This window comes from Imperialibacter roseus, assembly GCF_032999765.1.
GTDB lineage: Bacteria > Bacteroidota > Bacteroidia > Cytophagales > Cyclobacteriaceae > Imperialibacter > Imperialibacter roseus.
This window is the reverse complement of record NZ_CP136051.1, coordinates 6,578,261-6,597,432: the sequence shown is the minus strand read 5'-3', so window position 1 is coordinate 6,597,432 and position 19,172 is coordinate 6,578,261. Positions and strand designations below refer to the sequence as shown.

Sequence of the window (19,172 nt, the reverse complement as noted above, 5' to 3'; positions counted from 1 at the left end):
ATCGCATAAATTTCAAGGCTATTAATAACCGAACACTACTAAGTTGCGTTTGAACTTAAACTGTTGTTATAAATGCTATTTAGTTAAGAGCATTTCACCCCTACCCCTAAAGGGGCCTACTAATGGTCATTGTGTCGCCCTTTAGGTTTCCCCAATTGGGCTGGGGTAAAAATAGAATTGGGTGATTGAACCTCTTAACTAAACGATGTTGATTGTTGTTGATACACAATGTGATTTATTGAATACTGACTGGAGAAAATAGAAGTCTTGATCAAAGAAAAAATTATGAACAACTCAAAGTGGGCCATCCGTTTGCCAATCATCATTACCTCAGCTGTCGCCATTGGCGTGCTTCTGGGAGCTAACTTCACCACCAGCGATACCCCATCGGGCGACATGAACAAAAGTCTGTTCAAGTTCAGGGAGGTGCTGGGTTATATTGACAGAAATTATGTGGATGATGTTGATTCAGAGGAGTTGGTAGAAACTGCCATTGTGAAGATGCTGGAGAAACTGGATCCACACACCGTGTATATTCCCAAGGAAGAGGCAGTGCTTGCTCAGTCCCAACTTCAGGGCAACTTCGAGGGCATTGGTATTGAATTCAATATTTTCAAAGACACACTCTATGTTGTTACGCCACTTAGCGGCGGCCCATCCGAGAAAGTTGGACTCCAGGCCGGCGACAAGATTGTGAAGGTGGACGGGGAAAACATTGCCGGTATAGGCCTGAACAACCGAAAAGTGTTTGAAAAGCTGCGTGGGCCAAAAGGCTCGGAAGCGAAACTACAGATCATCAGAGATTCCAAAAAAGCACCGCTTGACTTCACGATCATCAGGGATAAAATACCTCAGTCTTCAGTGGATGTTTCGTATATGGTCAATAAGGAGGTGGGCTACATCAAGGTGAGCCGTTTCACAGCCACTACCTACGATGAGTTTTATGCGGCCATGGAAAAACTGATCGACCAGGGCATGAAGAAGCTCGTGCTTGACCTCACAGGAAACCCTGGCGGTTACCTGGACAAGGCGGTGAACATGGCCGACGAGCTGCTCGCCGACGATGACATGATCGTTTATACCAAAGGAAAAGAAACCCGCTACAACGATGAATACAGGGCAGTGCGCAAGGGTATTTTTGAGAAAGGCCCTGTTGTTGTAATGATTGACCAGGGAAGTGCTTCTGCGTCCGAAATTGTGGCCGGTGCGCTGCAGGACAATGACCGGGCACTGATTGTTGGTCGAAGGTCGTTTGGCAAAGGCTTGGTGCAAATGCCCATCAACCTGAGCGATGGCGCCGAACTGCGACTGACGATTTCGAGATACTACACGCCAAGCGGCCGCTCGATACAGAAACCATATGATGGCAAAGACGCCGCTTATTCTCATGACCTGGCCGATAGGTACGAAAACGGTGAGCTCTTCGTAGCAGATAGCATTCATGTGAACGACACGCTGGAATATGCTACTGGCAAGGGCAGAAAAGTGTATGGCGGAGGCGGAATTGTGCCCGACTTCTTTGTTCCCATCGACACGACGGAAACATCAAGTTACCTGACCAAGATGTATACCAGCAACTCGTTGAGAGAGTACACATTCAAATACTACGAGGCCAACAAGCAGAAGTTTGAGAAAATGGGCTTTGACGAGTTTTTCAACGACTTTAACGTGACCGACAAAATGCTGGAGGACCTCAACAAGGTGGCAAAGGAAAATGGCGTGAAATACGCCGCAGCTGACTTTGCCAAGTCGAAGGAGTTGGTGCGTATTCACATGAAGGCGCAGATAGCCCGAAGCAACTGGGGCGAAGAAGGCTTCTTCCCCGTCTTCAACCAGGCCGACGAGATTTTCATCAAAGCACTGACGCTGTTTGACCAGGCCGAGCAGCTGGCAGAAAGAAATTAAAGCATTGGAGATTTCGGGTGGATGAATCCGAATTCAAAGGCTGAATCTGACAAGCTCGGGTTCAGCTTTTTTTTTAAGTAGACTACAAAAGTTTATGCCAGTGGGCGGTAATGCAGTTAGCATACTTGGAGTGAGATTGGTTAAAGAGCTGCGATAGAGCTGCCAAACTTTTGCAGTCTTGATTATGCTCTGGAAATAATCTATCGGATGTTTTCGGTTAAAAGGCATTGTTGAAATTGAGAGGCGCCCTTTTGGGAGGGGGGGGCGAAAAATGGCGGCGGATGAGGGCTTTTGGCATGTGCGTTAATTTTTCGATGATTTTTGGTTACTTTTCATCCAGGAAAAGTAACAGCCAGTCCGGCTTTGAGGACATATTCATCTGTACCGGATTCTGAAATGATTTTTTAGCGCAGCTTAGCACACCCAAATTTTAAGACACCTTTGCTCTATAAAGCCTGCATTGTTATCTAAATTTGACTATTAACCCTACATGAGATGGCTTACTATTATAAACTGGGAGAAATCCCCCCCAAGCGACACACCCAATTCCGGCAACCCGATGGCAGCCTCTACAAGGAAGAGCTGGTAAGCTCCAAAGGCTTTTCGGGCATTTACTCTAACCTTTACCATATCAACGCCCCCACCAGGGTGAAGTCCGTTGGCAAGCCGGTTCGGTACGGGTCGAAAATTGCTGAGGACAATGCGCTGCTGCAGACCCATTTGAAAACAACCGGCGTTGGCACCACTGGCGGCGACTGGCTGGAAGCCCGCAAAGTGCTGCTCAAGAACAAAGATGTGTCGATGGCGCTCTGCAATCCCAGCAGCCGAAGCATGGACTACTTTTACAAAAATGCCGAAGCCGATGAGGTCATTTTCATCCACGATGGCAGCGGCTGGCTGCTTTCTCAGTTTGGCAAGCTAAGGATCAAGTCGGGCGACTATGTGGTCATTCCCCGCACCACTATTTACAAAGTTGAGTGGGACAAAGGACCTCTGAGAACGCTGGTTATCGAGTCGGCTGGGCCAGTAGAAACTGTGAAGCGGTACCGCAATGAGCTGGGGCAGCTTTTAGAGCATTCGCCCTACTGCGAAAGGGACATCAGGCCACCATCGGAGCCAGTCACCGAAACCAGGAAAGGCGAGTTTCTCATGAAAATTAAGAAAGGCGGCTACCTGCATCAGTATGTGTACGACTACAGTCCGTTTGACGTGGTGGGCTGGGACGGATTCCTGTATCCCTATGCCCTTAGCATCCACGACTTTGAGCCGATAACCGGGCGCATCCACCAGCCGCCACCGGTGCATCAAACCTTTCAGGCACATGGGTTTGTTATCTGCAGCTTTGTGCCCCGCCTGTTCGACTATCACCCGCTGTCGATTCCAGCGCCCTACAACCACAGCAATATCGACTCTGATGAGGTGCTGTATTACGTGGAAGGCAATTTCATGAGCCGAAAAGGAATTGAGAGAGGCTCTTTCACTTTACACCCTGGCGGCTTGCCACATGGGCCTCACCCCGGCACGGTAGAAAAGAGCATTGGCGCTAAAGAAACCGAAGAGCTGGCAGTGATGCTCGACACATTTGGGCCACTGTATCTCACTGAGGAGGCGCTTGAATTTGTGGATCCTAACTACCCAATGAGCTGGACGGAGTAAGGAAACTGGAAGACCGAAGCAGCGGCGTCGGTGCGGCGGGGATGGCGTTTGCGTGGGTGCCGTCAGCCGCTCGAAAAAGATCGGCCCCGGGAGATGGTAGGCGTCGATACGGCAAGCAGGCCGGCGGCGTTGGGGCCGTCAGCCGCCGGTCCCCTATTGAAGTCTCAGGTTAACAGCATTGCGAAAATGCAGCAGCCAGAAGCACTCCCCCTGCCGACTTTCTCGCCCGGCACTTTCGTACTCACCTGCTCCTCATTACCTTTGACCTCAAACAATTTGTGAATGGACAACAACTTCATCGAATTCCTTTATAGCCGGTTTCTTTTATCGAGCGGAGTAAGCACCGACACCCGCACCGTTGCTGAAGGCAACCTTTTCTTTGCACTGAAAGGCCCCAACTTCAACGCCAACGCCTATGCCGGAGAAGCCCTGGCCAAGGGTGCTAGCTACGCCGTAATCGACGATGTGGCATACAAAAAGGGAGACCAATACATCCTAGCTGAGGATGGCCTAAAGGCTTTACAAGACCTCGCCGCTTTCCACCGCAGCAGGTTCCATCGCCAGGTACTGGGCCTTACCGGCTCTAACGGCAAAACCACCACCAAAGAGCTGATCAATGCCGTGCTCAGCAAGAAATACATCACCCATGCCACCACCGGCAACCTCAACAACCATATCGGCGTGCCGTTGACCGTGCTGGGCATTCATCCGCAGGTGGAAGTGGCCATTATTGAAATGGGAGCCAACAAGGTTGGCGATATCAAAGAGCTCTCCGACATCGCTAACCCCAGCCACGGACTGATCACTAATATCGGCAAGGCCCATCTGGAAGGCTTCGGCGGCATCGAGGGCGTGCTCAGGGGCAAAAGCGAACTCTTCGACCATATCCGCAAAAATGGAGGCACCGTCTTTATTAACAGCCGCCAGCCCAAGCTGCAAAATATGGTCAAGCGATTCGAATCAGCCATAACCTTCCCCCAATCTGGCGACACTTACGAAGTGAAGTTCATTGAAGCCAACCCATTCGTGGTGTTTCAGGTCGGCGATCGGGTGCCTGTTACCAGCCAGCTGATTGGCAGCTACAACTTCGACAATATCGCTGCCGCCATGGCTGTGGGACAGTACTTTGAGGTACCACTGGACCAGGCCGAAGCCGCCATCGCAGGCTACCAGCCAAAAAACAACCGCTCTCAGCTACTCAAAGCTGGCAGCAACAATATCATCCTCGATGCCTACAATGCCAACCCCGACTCTATGAAAGTGGCCATCGAGAACCTAAAGACCATGAAGGCCGACAACAAAGTGGCCATCCTGGGCGACATGCTGGAGCTAGGCGCTGACTCCGACATGGAGCATACCGCTATCGGCAAAGCGGCTTGCGAAGCGGGTTTCAGTCAGGTGATTTTCTGCGGGCCTAAAATGAAACAAGCCAAAGAAGCATGTCCTTCGGCTTTATATTTTGAAACGAGAGACGCACTACTGGCCCATGTGAAGACATCGGGCTTCGCTGACTGCACGATTTTGATAAAAGCCAGCAGAGGTATAGGATTGGAAAAAGTGGTGAGTGCTTTGGAATAAAGAATTCAACTTTGCTTCACCAACTCCCCTCTTTTCACCCTGCCAAAGTAGTCGTTGGCAGCAGCCTTTACTTTAGGCGCCAGCAAAATAGCTCCCACCATAGTTGGGATGGCCATCAGTCCAAACATCACATTGATAAAGTCGACCACCATGGTGAGTGTGGTGATGGATCCCACAATAATGATGGAAACATACCAATAGTTGAAGTAATGGGCGTATTTCGCTCCCGCCAGAAAGCTGACGCATTTGGTGCCATAGTAGCTGTAAGAGAACAGGGTGGTAAACCCGAATATCAGCACACATAGGAACAAAAGGAATGGCCCTACTGTCGGCATGGCCGCTTCAAATGCTTTGCCCGTCAGGGTAATGCCGTTGGTGTCAGTGGTTTGCCACACGTTGGTGGCGAGGATGGCAAAACCCGTTAGCGTACATACAATGAGTGTGTCGATGGCTGGCCCCATCATGGCCACAAGCCCTTCCCGCACCGGTTCTTTGGTCTTGGAAGCCCCATGCATCAATGGCGCAGTGCCAATACCAGCTTCATTGGAGAAAGACGCTCTCTTCGCTCCCTCTATGATCAGAGCCCCGATGGCGCCCCCCATTGCAGCCTTTGCTGTAAATGCATCGCTCAGAATCATTCCAAATATGTGCGGGATATCAAAAAAATGAATGCCCATGATGTATAACACACAGGCCATATACAGCACCACCATAAACGGCACAATGCGGCTGGCCACCAGGCCAATTCTCTTAATACCTCCAAAGATTACGAGACACGTAAGCGCCGTTATAGCTAAACCCATGACAAGATTGGAGCCGAATGAACCTGCCCATGTAAATCCAGCTGGTGTAAGCAACACATCGTTGGTGACTTGAATGACCTGGTTGGCTTGAAAAATAGGTGTGGCTCCAAAAAAACAGAATACACTGAAAAACACGGCCAATGGCTTCCATTTCTTCCCAAGACCTTCTGTAATCACATACATCGGGCCACCCTGCACATCTCCATTGGAGTCTTTGCCCCGGTACATCACTGCCAGGGTGCAGGTGAAAAACTTGGTGGCCATTCCGAAGAAAGCGCTCACCCACATCCAGAAGATAACGCCCGGCCCACCCATGACAATGGCAATGGCTACGCCACTTACATTGCCCATTCCAATAGTAGCTGCCAGGGCACCTGAAAGCGCCTGAAAATGGCTGACGTCTCCGGGAGCATCCGGATCGTCGTATTTGCCTCTTAAGACATCGAGGGCGTGCCTAAAGTAACTGAAAGGTGCAAAGCCCGAATAGAACATGAAGAAAATGCCGCCGCCCATGACGAGCACCAACAATGGAATCCCCCATACAAAGTTGGCCGCAGCCGAAATGAAACTCTCTATTTTGTCCACAGATCAAATATTGTCTTCGTCAATGATAGGTTTGAGCACAGCCCACACATTGTCTGCCAACATCTTGTGTCCTTCCGGCGTGGGGTGGATGCCATCGGGAAGATTTAGCTCGGGAATTCCCCCCACTCCCTCCAAGATGAAAGGAATAAACGCCGTATTGTGCTTTTCTGCAAGCGTCGGGAAAATGCCCTTGAACCTGTCGGTGTACTCCTGCCCCATATTAGGTGGAATTTGCATGCCAGCCACGATAATTTTTACCTGCGGATTAGATCGCTTTACTTTTTCTATGATTTGGGAAAGATTCTTCTCGGTTTCGTCGAGGCTTATCCCACGCAGTCCGTCATTGCCACCCAGCTCCAAAGAGAAAATATCGACTGGTGTTTTCAGCACCCAATCGATCCTGGAAAGCCCACCAGCGCTGGTTTCGCCACTCAATCCGGCGTTGATAACGTTATAATTGTAACCAAGCGAATCAAGCCGCTCCTGAATGATAGCAGGGAAAGCTTCACTTATGTCCAAACCGTAGCCAGCCGTGATGCTGTTGCCATAGAAAAGGATGACTTTTCGATTATCCTCTTCCGATTCGCCGGCGGCATCTGCTTCGCTTGTTTTCTTTTTTGGGGTCTTTTGTTTGCTGCTATCAATGCCGTCACAGGCAAATACACCCACAAGCAGCAGCATTCCCAAAATACTTTTTATCATAAGTACCTTCTTTTATAATTACAAGTATACTAATTCATGACGGAACATCTTTCTGACAGGCGCCAAGTTGATGAGTAGAAAATCCTTCCGATAACTTTACTTAAAACGAAATTCTTGATTAACTTAACACGTAACTACCTGTACCATCAGTTGCAGGCATCCCGTGAGCCTTCGATTTTTTTGTTTAATACTAGTTAGCCAACCTTGTAATGGAACAAGTAAAAGTCCTCATTGTTGAGGATAAGTCAGTGGTAGCCGAAGACCTGAGATTGTGCCTTGAAGATTTTGGATATATAACATTAGGGGTCTGTACCAACGGTTTTGATGCGATTGAAAAGACAGAAGAGTTGTCGCCAGACATCCTTCTGATGGACATCAATATCAATGGCCCTATAGACGGTGTAGAAACCGTCAGGCAGATTACTGCCACCCATTCTCTTCCGGTTATTTATCTAACTGCCTACAGCGATTCAGCGACTGTTGATAGAGCCAAAAGTACTCACCCAGCGGCCTACCTGGTCAAACCTTTCGATCCCATCGACCTGAAGATAGCCATTGACATCGCCATAGAGAACTTCCAGAAAGACAGAAATGACAAAGGTGTGTCAAACGGCGAGCATGCTCTACCCGTCATAAACGATTCGTTTTTCATTAAGCAGGGCGAGTCTTATCACAAAGTGCCATTTACCAACATATTGTATGTTGAAGCAGATGGAAGCTATACCAAAATACATACTACGCAGGGCACAATGACCTTATCAATGAATATGAAAGGTGTTTTGTCAAACCTTCCGTCTATTTTCCTGAAGGTGCACAGGTCGTTCATTGTTAACCTTCATATGGTTGACAAGTTTGACCGGAATAATCTGTATGTGAGAGAAGTCGCCATACCTGTAAGCAATTCTAATAAAGATATTTTGACAGAGAAGTTTTTGAAAATCTCCTAGGCCATCCTGAACTTGATCTCGACTTCGGCGCCCCCATCTTCTGTGTTGGAAAACAGCACCGTACCATCCATCTCAGAAACCAGCATCTTCATGAGGTTAAGCCCAAAGTGAGCCTGGCTGCTTTCGAACTCCAGATCAAAACCGGGGCCATTGTCTGATATTCGCACCAGCACCTGATTACCTGCACTGGTGCCTTCACATTTTACTGTAAGTTTTTTTCCAGGTTGATAAGCATGCTTAAAGATATTTGAGAAAACTTCGTTGATAATCAACCCAAACGTAACTGCCGTATCCACATCTAAATCTATCTCGTCACAAGAGTTCACCCTACTCACCTGAGACTCACCCAAATGATGAACCCTCAACAGATGGTCAAAAATATCTTCGGCATATTGCTTCATCTCAACCGATTCATGGTTGCCCTGCTGGTAAAGTCGCTGATGCAGCAACGACATTGATTGCACCCTGTTTTGCCCCTCAAAAATTGCCTTTCTGGCATTTACATCTTCAATGCCTCTTTGCTGAAGTCTGAGAAGACTCGAAATTATTTGGAGGTTATTCTTTACCCTGTGATGGATTTCTCCAATAAGAATTTCCCTTTCTCTGGCTCTTTTTTCGAGCCTTTTATTTTGGTCGGCAATCTGTGTTTTCTGCGCATCTATGCTTGAGTTAAGCGCTCTGATTTTTTTGAGCCTTGTATTAACAAACATCAACAGGATGATGATGGCTATCAACCCGGCACTAAGCAAGATGATCATTTGCTTCTGGAGTGTAAGTACGCTGGAATTGAGCGTTGCGATCTGGTGCAACTGATCAATTTCCTTTTGCTTTTCCTCTGTCTCGTAGCCGATCTTCAATTTCGCAATTTCCCTATGCGACAGTGCATTGTCTATTTTTTGCTCAATAGTGGTCGCCTCCTCAAGAAAAAACAATGCTCTTTCAAAGTCCTTTCCCTGAACGTATGCCTTGTATAGCGCTTTTGCGGCATTCCGCTGACTTTTTTTTATCTCAAGGTATGACGCCGCGTCGTAGGCGTCACCTGCTGTGCTTATAGCCAAAGGAATATTGCCAACAGAAAGATAGAGGCCCGAAAGCTTAGTTTTAGTGGTTATAACTGACAGCCTATGACCGACGCTATCATCAAGAAGGATACAGGCATTTAAATAGTCTATTGCCTTTCGGAAATTCCCATGAGCGCTTTCAACATCCGCCAGGTCATTCAACACATAATCCAGTTGAATGCTGTAGCCGTTTTCAAGAAAAATCTGATATGCTTGCGTTAGATAGTCTCTGGATACATCGTTGTTGCTACGTCTTCTCTCGATTTCTGCCAGCTTTCGATAGCAATCCGCCAAAAGCAACTTTTCATCGAGAGCACCATATACATATTCGGATTTATGGAAGTACTCAATGGCCTTTTCGTCTTCACCAAGAAGTTCGAAAAGATTGGCTATCTCATAATACCTTGACACCAGCGCCAGAGAGGGTTCCTTCTGCGAAAAGGACTCAAGTTCATTGAGCTTACGCTGAAGCAATCTCTTTTTTACAAAGGTATTGTCTTCTGAGGCTTGCTGTCCGTATCGCTTTGACGACTGCTCATATACATTTCGGAAATTTAAGTCAAGCTTCATCGCCTCAATGAAGTAATTTTCTGAACGAAGATATTCTCCCCTTGAATCGTATATAAGACCCAGATTGTTCAGAATCCGGGACAGGTTTGTTGTATCGTTTAGTTTTCTGAATTGCGCCTCTGCCTTATTTAAGTATTCCAGCGCCTTGGGGTAATTGGCGGTGTAGTAATAGACTAATCCAATGCCATTATAAGCTTCCCCAAAATCATCCTCTAAATTGTTTTCCAGGAAAATATCCAGCGCTTTTGAATGATAAAATAGCGCACTGTCATACACAGCATGGGCCCAGTAAGCAAGCGCTTTGTTCTGATAAGCCATCGCTTCCCCTTTTGCATATCCCAATTTGAGGCTCAACTTCAGCGCCTGTTGTGCATAACCGATCGCCATTTCAAAATTACTAAGATGTCTGTAGGCGGCGATAGAGTTATAGACCCTGACCCGCATGGTATCATCCAATTTATTTTTCAGTAGCCGGGTGAGACTATCGATTTGGGACAAAAATGGCTGGCATCTCAGTTCGTGAAAAAAGAAAAAAGAAAAAAAGAACACCACAAAAAAGGCCCGCTTACATGTCATGCCCTACAAAGAGTTTATGGTAATATTTCATTCACAAAAAAAATGAGATAGCTCAAGAACCAAACCTCATCACCTGCAAACATTCCCAAATCGCTATTTCAATTTCAGCATAATTTACAAGACTTAACTGACTGTAAATAAAGCAATAACAGCTCATCTAAGTACTTTATTTTTTTGACAAAAGCAATTTAAGCAAACCTGATCGCCTGTCACCACCGTCTTTTTTTACCCCTCAAAAACACCAATATACCAGTATGAAAAGGTCAATTTTTTCGATGTTGTCACTTGCTGCTCAAATACGTCGTCTGGCTTTTAGCCATGATGGCAAAATGCGGCTCTTAACGTTGTTTGTTTCACTAGTCCCAAATTCTTTCGCCATTGAATTCTCAGCGGTTGGGACAGGAACCGAGTTAGGCAAATAGAGGACAGCAAATATATTAGGGGTTTATTAGAAAGATCTTTGTCTTTGAAGAAGCGCCAGCAGGCTCTGCGGCCCTTTGACACCCATCGGTGGCTGTTTCTGCGCCCTCAGAAAAAGGCGACGGCCATTAGACGATATAAGCTTCGGCTACGCTGATTGTGACCGTCAATCCTTCTGACTTCCCACCTGCAAATGTAGCCTCACCGCCCAGTTCAGTGGCAAGCATTTCAACAAGCCTTAGGCCAAAACCAGTTTCATTGAAATCTATCTTTTCAGGCAAGCCAGGGCCATTGTCTGTGATCCGGATGGTCAATCCATTTTCTCTTTTTATTTCCGAGTGAAGCCTCAGCACTTCCACAAAAGGATAAGCATGTTTGAAAATATTTGAATACACCTCGTTGGCCATCAACCCTATCGTAACCGCAGTGTCAATGTCGAGGTTGACATTATCAGCTTCAAAGCTGCTCTCCATCTTTTGCGTGTCTAAATTGTAGACTTTTGCCAGATGCTTGCACACGTCCGACACATAGTCTGCGATAGGAATTTTACCATACGACCCGTGCTGGTAAAGTCGCTGGTGAAGTAGCGACATAGCTTGCACCCTGTTTTGGCCTGCAAAAAGCGCCTCTTTGGCCACAACATTTTGTACTTTCCGTTGCTGTAGTCTCAGCATGCTGGAAACAACCTGCAGGTTGTTTTTCACCCGGTGGTGAATTTCCCCAATCAAAAGCTCACGCTCTCTACCTCTTTTTTCTAGCTTAAAATTTTGTTCTTCTATATGCGCATTCTTCTCCTCAATCCCCGATTTAAGCTCTCTGATTTTGATTAATCGATTTCTCATGACAACGAGTATGACCGCAAAAGCCGCAAAACCTCCCCCCATGAGCATCAACAACTGCTTCTGTAAGGCCACGACGTTGCTTTGCAGTTCGGACACTTCACTTAGTTGATCAATTGCCTTCTGCTTTTCTTCACTTTCGTACTCAATTTGTAGCTCAGCTATTTCCCGGTGGGTAAGCTCGTCCCCAAACTTCTGCTTTAGCGAGGTGCTTTCTTCCAGATAACTCAAGGCAGTGCCCATCAGTCCGATAGCCTTGTAGCATTCATAAAGCTGCCTCGCACTCGTCTCCACACGGGTAAGTGACCCAATTTCCCTTGCTATTTCATAGCCTGACTGGGCATAAGATAGTGCCTCCTGCTTCTTGCCTTGCTCCAATAGTATCCCCGCCAGTGCTACTTTAGTCTTTGACAAAGCTGCCCTATGACCAACACTGTCGTCGAGAGCAATTAGTCTTTTATAATGAAGAATGGATTCCTCAATATTGCCCAGCTTGTAATTTGTTTCCCCGAGTTGCGCCACAACCGCAGCTAGTCTTATGTAGTTTCCTTCTCTGAGGTAGATTGACTCCGATTGACGAAAAACTTCCAAAGCAGTCCCGAAGTCGGCAAGTTCGGCATAACATTCTGCCTGGTCACGGAGGCAATGCGCCAACAACACCTGCTCATCCAGCTCGGCGTAAATCTCGGCGGCTCTTCTGTAATAGCTCAAGGCCGAGTTGTACTCCTTCAAAACAAAGTAAATTTCCGCAGCCTCAACGCAAAGATTAGCAAGCTGCTCGGCGCTTCCGCTCTCGCTCACCCTCTCAATTCTCTCCAACCTTTCTTCCAGAATCGGCCTGTTAATGAACTCATTCTCATGTATCATTCCCTTGCCATAGGTGCGGTTCTGCTGATCACGCAACTGTCTAAAGCTCTGGCTCAGTTGCAGGCTTTCGATAATGTATCGGGTGGATGAAGCATAGTCTCCTTTGGCATCATGCACAAGACCCATATTGTTCAATACCCTTGCCAAATTGGCAGTATCCCTTCTCGCTCTGTAATCTTCAATTGACCTATTCAGGTAGCCAATTGCTTCGTCATATTCGGCAATATAGAAGTAGACAAGACCAATTTTGTTGTAGGCCTCCGCCAGCTCATTCGTCATTCCACCGGTGCGAAACATCTCAATAGATTTCTTATGATTCTCGAGTGACTGATCATACCTGCCATTGGCCCATGAGGTTAAAGCGATATTCTGGTATCCCTTGCTTACGCCATACTTATAATCAATTTCTTCAGCTTTTTGTATGGCCAGATTGGCATAATAAATGGCCTCTGTGAAATTTCTTCCATGGAGTTCGTTCGAAATTCTATTGAGTGTATTTACATAAGCAGTGTCAGCAATTTTACCACTGAGCTGGCTTTGGAGGCTGTCTGTGGATTTTCTGAAATTTTGGGAAATAGTGATAACCGGATGGCAGAAAACCAAGCTGAGAAACAGCCAAAACTTAACCCCTGTAACTTTCATTTACAAAATGATTATGCCTACTCAAAAAGAAATACTGTCCATTCGCAAAAGAAAGAGGCATTGGAAGCCCATTATCGATAAATTAATCACTATTAGACAGCTGATGATGAAGCTTTAACATAGCAAGTATTTATGAGAAATCCTTACAGATAACCCAGTGGCACGGGAAAGTAAATATTAGCGGACAAGCTTTGACCAGAATCATCTCAGCACATGGATTGTGACGAAAGTCTCTTTACCAAACGAGCTTTAACATCGAGAGGAAAATCTTCTGAGAATTACTTCAAGTAAATAAGATTACACTTCGGTGTAGTTGGCTAACACGGGATTAGATAGAGTCGGCAATGTATGTCGGCTTTATTTTTTTATATCCGGGAGTCTAAACTCCTCCGATTCCATCAGATCAGTACGATTCAACGCACGATCAGCCATAGAGATGCTCAGCCTATACCGCCGATCCTTGAAAATAGAAAAGGCTTGAGAAATAAGAGAATATTGAATCTCGATTTCAAATTTGTTAAATCTGGAGATTTTAAAAGGGCTTCCAATATATGTCTGTGTACCAATTTGGCTGGGTGGCGGGGGCAATCTTGCATCATACCCGAGGTAACAATCACTAGTTGTGAACAACTTGCCAAAAGGAATAAATTCACCATCAAATTCTACCATCAAGTCAACAAAGATGTTGTGCCTGAAAGTGTTTTCTACTATAAATAGGTTGCCGTCTTCCGTAAGATTTGAATTATGGCACGACTCAATGTCATCTTCTCTTGGATCACTTTGAGAATAAAGAACTGTATCTATGCGATCCCTATATGGAATCAAAAGAAAAAAAGGAGGATAGTAATTACTTTCATCCCACTTCAAAATCTGGCTCTTTGAATCCACCACTTTGTTATTCCATTCATAGGGGTGGTATGTCTCGCTGGGGAGTAAACCAATATCCATTTCTTCGTCAGCCAAAAATATCGAAACAAAAAGTGAATCTGGCTGATTATCCCCCCCTTCTATAAACCAAATATCCTTAAGCTCAGCATATGGTGACACCTCGTACCTATATATCACCTCTGAATCTTCCTTGAAGCAGCCTGCAAGAACAAACAGTCCGATTACTACCCCAGCTGATAGGCCTTTTTTCATTGTCGTATCATGTATTGCAGATTTAGTGAAATTGAAGCTGGAATCAAATCCAAATCAAAGCCCACACTCTTATCAGTTTCTTTTGCAGGCAGGTACCCGGGCGGATTATTCCTCTCTAAAGTGTTCTTTATCACATGTAAATCCAAATCTCCCACAGATGCCTGTAGAACTAGCTTCGGAGACAAAAATACTATTAGTGACGGACTCGCATTAATGAAATACTCGTCGCTCATCTGCTTTTGGTCAGAATTACTGGTTTCAAACTTTCCGGTCGACAATCCAAGCATGGCCGAAACTCCAAAATAGAGTAGTGACTCTTTAACTTCCAGATATCTGGAAGCTCCCGCACCTCCTTGAAAAGCAATGAGTTTTGCTGTGCCTTCACTTTTATTCCCATCAAGATCCTCGCTCGTATTCTTAATAGATGTATGCCCTACTCCTAACATTATATCCAAACTCCACTTCTGGTTAAGAAAAATCTTTAGTGATGGATCCACTTCAAAATAAAGTGACTTTGATTTAATGGGTACGTAAAAATTTTCGCCACTTATATCCTTGTCGCCAATTTCACTCGAAACAGTTATGCCTGTCCCAAGTACCAAATTCCCCCTACCAAACTGGCCAACGGCATCGACAGCGAAAAGACTTGCCAAAGCCAGAACTCCAAGAATTTTCCAAACATTACGCATCTCTTTATAAATTTATCTCGGATGAAACAGATAAGAAATAGCAAAAGCCAGCGAACTCCCATCGAATTTGACGTCTGTACGGTAATACCTGTTGGTAGGTGTGTCCAAAGGGACGAAACCTCCCCCCAAACCACTCACAGCTTTCACATCGAAGTATCCGAACGTCGCTGATAGGAAGTAAACCTCAAAAACAAACCTTTTTCTTATAAAAAAGCCTACAGACGGGTTTGCTTCAGCATAATAACTATGTGATCGAAAATCCCAATTTCCGTCATAAAAAGTGGAACCACGAATTTCCTGGCTTCCTCTTCCTGCCCCAAAGTTCAAACCGCCGTTCAGCTTTAAAAAAAACAAGGAGTCCTTCAGGTAAAAGTACCGGGCCACCCCAAGCCCAAAAACAGTTTGATTTTCATGGGACTTTGACGAGTACCTTACCGCTCCGCCGTTGTACTGTCGCTGAACAAATTCACTACCTGCCCAGTCTTGATTTAAAAAACCATAAAGTAGCCAGTTGCGTGAAACCATCTTCCCACCGGACAGCCCCGCCCTGGTTTGCTTCTCAGAATTATCAACTCGGAAACCACTACCTGTGTCATATTTATCATCCCCAGAAATCAGATGATGCGAAACCCCTGCTCCAACCACCCATTCATATGCTGAGTACTGAGCAGAAGCACCAGAACAAAGCAATGAAAAAACAATATAAATAACTCTCTCTTTCATATCAGCACTACCCCGAAATCCTGATGGGCACCGAAAATGGGGAAATAATTTGAGAATAATACAATGGAGACAATATATTCAAAATTTTCACCTCTGAACCAAGTCACCGTTTGGACATTCATTTTCTCGGCTAAACAAATATGTAAACAATAACAAAACACCTCCGTAGTTAAAGTGTATTTGTTTAATCTTTATAGCTTTGACTACTATGTCATCTATTCTAAAAGTAACCAACCTCTCCAAGTCTTATTCAAGCGCTACAGGTTCACTCACCGTTCTCGATGATGTTTCCTTCGATTTGGCAAAAGGCGAAACATTCTCCATCGTCGGCCCTTCAGGTAGTGGCAAAACAACCCTGCTCGGCCTCTGTGCTGGCCTCGACCGAGCGTCGTCGGGCAGTGTAGAAGTGTGTGGCATTAAGCTCGATGCGCTGGATGAAGACGACCGAGCCAGGGTCAGAAACCAGCACATAGGTTTCATCTTCCAAAACTTTCAACTACTGCCTACACTCACTGCATTGGAAAATGTGATGGTACCGCTTGAGTTGAGAGGTGAAAAAGGCATAGCAGCCAAAAGCATTGAGCTGCTTGAAAGAGTGGGCCTTGGCAGCCGATTGCATCATTATCCTACTCAACTTTCCGGTGGTGAGCAGCAGCGGGTGGCCTTGGCCAGGGCTTTTTCCAACGACCCTGAAATCCTGTTTGCCGATGAACCCACCGGCAACCTCGATGAAGAAACAGGCATCAAAGTAGAAGAGTTGCTTTTCCAGATCAATAAGGAGCAGGGCACTACCCTGGTGCTGGTTACCCACAACATGGAGCTGGCACGAAAGACCGGCCGCATCCTCCGGCTGAAAGGCGGAAAAGTAATTGAACTCACCGAATCGGCACTGGCAGCGCAAGCATAATGGATAGCAAAATCAGCATCAACCGACCGGAATATAGCAAAAGCTGGCTGTGGAAAATGGCGTGGAGAGACAGCCGCAGAAGCCGCTCCAGACTTTTTCTGTTCACCTCCTCTATTATCCTCGGCATCACTGCTCTGGTGGCCATCAACTCCTTCAAAGCCTCGCTTTTTTCCGCCATCAATGACCAGGCGAAGGGGCTACTAGGAGCTGATTTGGTCGTGAGGTCGAGCCAGCCATTTACCGAAGACTACCAGCCGCTGCTGGACTCTATCGGTACCGAACGCTCCAGCGAATGCTACTTTGCTTCCATGATCTACTTCCCCAGAAGCCAGGGCACAAGGCTGGTGCAGGTGCGAGCACTTGAAGGCGACTTCCCCTATTATGGAGCCATCGAAACCGACCCAGTAGAGGCTGCCAGGTCTTTCCGGGGAAAGAAGCAGGCCTTGGTAGACCAAACACTCATGCTACAATTCGGCGTAGAGGTGGGAGACGAAGTAAAAGTGGGCACGGAGTCGTTTGAGATCGTCGGTCGGCTACAAAAAATTCCCGGGCAAACGGGAATTACAACCAGCGTCGCTCCGGTAGTGTATATCCCTTACGAATATGTGGAGCAAACTGGCCTCCTGCAAAAGGGCAGCCGCATCAACTACATGGAGTACTTCAGGTTCGACGACGAGGCCTATGTAAAAACCGTTGAGGAGGCGTATGAAAAAAGGTTTGACGAACTAGGTTGGAGATACGATACTGTTGAAGAACAGAAAGAGGACACAGGCCGGGCATTCAAAGACCTGACGGGCTTTCTGAACCTGGTAGCCTTTGTTGCACTTCTGCTGGGCTGCATTGGCGTTGCCAGCGCCGTCCATATTTATATCAAAGAAAAAATTACGTCTGTGGCGGTTATTCGCTGCCTCGGCGGCACTTCTATCCAGGCCTTCTTTATTTTCCTTATCCAAATTGCGTCAATCGGTTTGCTGGGTGGCATCATTGGAAGTGTGCTGGGGTCAGTCCTGCAAATGTATCTGCCGGGTGTGCTCAAAGACTTCCTTCCAGTCACTGTCGATTTTGCCCTTTCGTGGTCAGCCATTCTGCAAGGCATTGCACTGGGTTTGTCTATCTCTGTGCTCTTTGCGCTTCCGCCGCTTCTTCGTATCCGGAAGGTAGCTCCTTTGCAGGCAATAAGGGCGGGAATTGATGGGGCTGTTCCTGATTCTACTCGTGGCATCTACCCCGTTTATGCCGCAATCCTGGCTTTCATTCTTGGCTTTGCCTGGTGGCAAATTGGCTCTATTCTCGATGCCTTGTCGTTTACAGGAGGTCTGATTGCAGCTTTCCTTTTGCTTGCCGGAGTTGCCAAGCTGATCACCTGGTCAGTGAAAAAGTTTTTCCCTATCACATGGAGCTATGTGTGGCGACAGGGCCTGGCCAACCTGTTCCGGCCTCAGAACCAAACTATGATATTGATTATTACAGTTGGTCTTGGCACAGCCCTCATCTCTACGCTTTACCTTGTTCAGCAGTCTCTCATCAGTCAGGTAAGCATCACCGGTGCGGGCGACCGGCCCAACATGGTGCTTTTCGATATACAGTCCGATCAGAAAGAGGCCATCAAAACGATGACCCTTGACTACGAACTCCCGGTAATACAAGACGTACCCGTGGTGACCATGCGGCTGGAGGAACTAAAAGGCTATAGCAAAAAAGAAGCAGAAGCTGACACCACGTTGGGCCTGCCCGACTGGGCATATAACCGGGAGTATAGGATCACTTATCGAGATTCACTCATCGACTCAGAAGAGATCATTGCAGGCAAATGGCTTGGCAAAATTGAGAACCCTAACGACACCATCTTTATTTCCATGAGCGACGGCTATGCCGAAAATCTGGGAGTGAAAGTGGGTGATGAAATGTTGTTCAACGTGCAGGGTGCCCTCATCAAAACCTACGTGGGCAGCCTGCGGCGCATCGACTGGAACAGGGTGCAAACCAATTTCCTGGTCATTTTCCCTGAGGGAGTGCTGGAAAAAGCACCTCAGTTTCATGTATTGATCACAAGAGTTGAAAACAACGAGCTTTCAGCCAGGTTCCAGCAAGCTGTGGTAAGGAATTACCCCAACGTTTCCATCATCGATCTTCAGCTGATCCTGTCAACGCTTGACGATATTTTGGGAAAGGTGTCCTTCGTTATTCAGTTCATGGCACTTCTGAGCATTTCAACCGGCATTTTGGTCCTCATTGCCTCAGTTGTCATTAGCAAGTTCCAGCGAATACAGGAAGGTGTCCTTCTCCGAACGCTGGGTGCGAGCCGAAGACAGGTGCTGACAATAGCAGGCCTTGAATACTTGTTTCTGGGGGTTTTTGCCTCCTGTTCCGGCATATTGCTGTCACTTGCCGGATCCTGGGCCTTGTCCTACTTCCTGTTCGAATCCACTTTCAGCCCAGCGTGGATGCCCCTCCTCGCAATTATAGGAGGCATTACTGCACTGACTGTAGCCATAGGGGTAACTAACAGCAGGGAAGTGGTGAATAATCCTCCATTGGAAGTTTTAAGACGTGAAATCTAAT

Annotated in this window: 13 protein-coding genes; 6 read left to right on the top strand and 7 right to left on the bottom strand. The window is 46.7% G+C overall.

What is annotated here, in order from left to right:
• The first annotated feature begins 285 nt into the window (after positions 1 to 285).
• The 3 genes from RT717_RS27815 (at position 286) to RT717_RS27805 (ending at position 5,139) form a co-directional block, all read left to right on the top strand.
• The gene (locus RT717_RS27815; RefSeq protein WP_317489573.1) at positions 286 to 1,905 is read left to right on the top strand and encodes a S41 family peptidase; all 1,620 of its coding nucleotides are present in this window, start codon (positions 286 to 288) and stop codon (positions 1,903 to 1,905) included.
• A 495-nt stretch (positions 1,906 to 2,400) separates the two neighbouring features.
• Positions 2,401 to 3,561, top strand: coding sequence for a homogentisate 1,2-dioxygenase (locus RT717_RS27810; RefSeq protein ID WP_317489572.1), 1,161 nt, complete (start codon positions 2,401 to 2,403; stop codon positions 3,559 to 3,561).
• Positions 3,562 to 3,843: 282 nt separating this feature from the next.
• Complete coding sequence (locus RT717_RS27805) at positions 3,844 to 5,139, top strand: UDP-N-acetylmuramoyl-tripeptide--D-alanyl-D-alanine ligase (protein ID WP_317489571.1); 1,296 nt, start codon at positions 3,844 to 3,846, stop codon at positions 5,137 to 5,139.
• Between the two features lie 5 nt (positions 5,140 to 5,144).
• Here RT717_RS27805 and RT717_RS27800 read toward each other — a convergent pair whose 3' ends face one another.
• On the bottom strand, positions 5,145 to 6,518 hold the full coding sequence (locus tag RT717_RS27800) for an alanine/glycine:cation symporter family protein (protein ID WP_394854145.1): 1,374 nt from the start codon (positions 6,516 to 6,518) through the stop codon (positions 5,145 to 5,147).
• A gap of 12 nt (positions 6,519 to 6,530) precedes the next feature.
• A complete protein-coding gene (locus RT717_RS27795) occupies positions 6,531 to 7,229 on the bottom strand; it encodes an arylesterase (protein ID WP_317489569.1) in 699 nt (232 codons plus the stop codon).
• Positions 7,230 to 7,438: 209 nt separating this feature from the next.
• Here RT717_RS27795 and RT717_RS27790 point away from each other — a divergent pair, with 209 nt between their 5' ends.
• The gene (locus RT717_RS27790) at positions 7,439 to 8,176 is read left to right on the top strand and encodes a LytR/AlgR family response regulator transcription factor (RefSeq protein ID WP_317489568.1); all 738 of its coding nucleotides are present in this window, start codon (positions 7,439 to 7,441) and stop codon (positions 8,174 to 8,176) included.
• Here RT717_RS27790 and RT717_RS27785 read toward each other — a convergent pair.
• From RT717_RS27785 to RT717_RS27765, 5 genes are all read right to left on the bottom strand, one after another.
• On the bottom strand, positions 8,173 to 10,251 hold the full coding sequence (locus tag RT717_RS27785) for a tetratricopeptide repeat-containing sensor histidine kinase (RefSeq protein ID WP_317489567.1): 2,079 nt from the start codon (positions 10,249 to 10,251) through the stop codon (positions 8,173 to 8,175). The genes RT717_RS27790 and RT717_RS27785 overlap by 4 nt on opposite strands.
• A gap of 680 nt (positions 10,252 to 10,931) precedes the next feature.
• On the bottom strand, positions 10,932 to 13,151 hold the full coding sequence (locus RT717_RS27780; protein WP_317489566.1) for a tetratricopeptide repeat-containing sensor histidine kinase: 2,220 nt from the start codon (positions 13,149 to 13,151) through the stop codon (positions 10,932 to 10,934).
• Positions 13,152 to 13,508: 357 nt separating this feature from the next.
• Complete coding sequence (locus tag RT717_RS27775) at positions 13,509 to 14,291, bottom strand: hypothetical protein (protein ID WP_317489565.1); 783 nt, start codon at positions 14,289 to 14,291, stop codon at positions 13,509 to 13,511.
• The gene (locus RT717_RS27770) at positions 14,288 to 14,980 is read right to left on the bottom strand and encodes an outer membrane protein (RefSeq protein WP_317489564.1); all 693 of its coding nucleotides are present in this window, start codon (positions 14,978 to 14,980) and stop codon (positions 14,288 to 14,290) included. The genes RT717_RS27775 and RT717_RS27770 overlap by 4 nt, the downstream gene beginning before the upstream one ends.
• 12 nt (positions 14,981 to 14,992) lie before the next feature.
• Positions 14,993 to 15,703, bottom strand: a complete 711-nt coding sequence (locus RT717_RS27765; RefSeq protein ID WP_317489563.1) for a hypothetical protein — start codon at positions 15,701 to 15,703, stop codon at positions 14,993 to 14,995.
• Positions 15,704 to 15,911: 208 nt separating this feature from the next.
• Between RT717_RS27765 and RT717_RS27760 the strand changes: the two genes are divergently transcribed.
• Positions 15,912 to 16,610: an ABC transporter ATP-binding protein gene (locus RT717_RS27760; protein WP_317489562.1), complete on the top strand. Its 699-nt coding sequence runs from the start codon at positions 15,912 to 15,914 to the stop codon at positions 16,608 to 16,610.
• Complete coding sequence (locus RT717_RS27755; RefSeq protein ID WP_317489561.1) at positions 16,610 to 19,171, top strand: ABC transporter permease; 2,562 nt, start codon at positions 16,610 to 16,612, stop codon at positions 19,169 to 19,171. The genes RT717_RS27760 and RT717_RS27755 overlap by 1 nt, the downstream gene beginning before the upstream one ends.
• The last annotated feature ends 1 nt before the right edge of the window (position 19,172 follow it).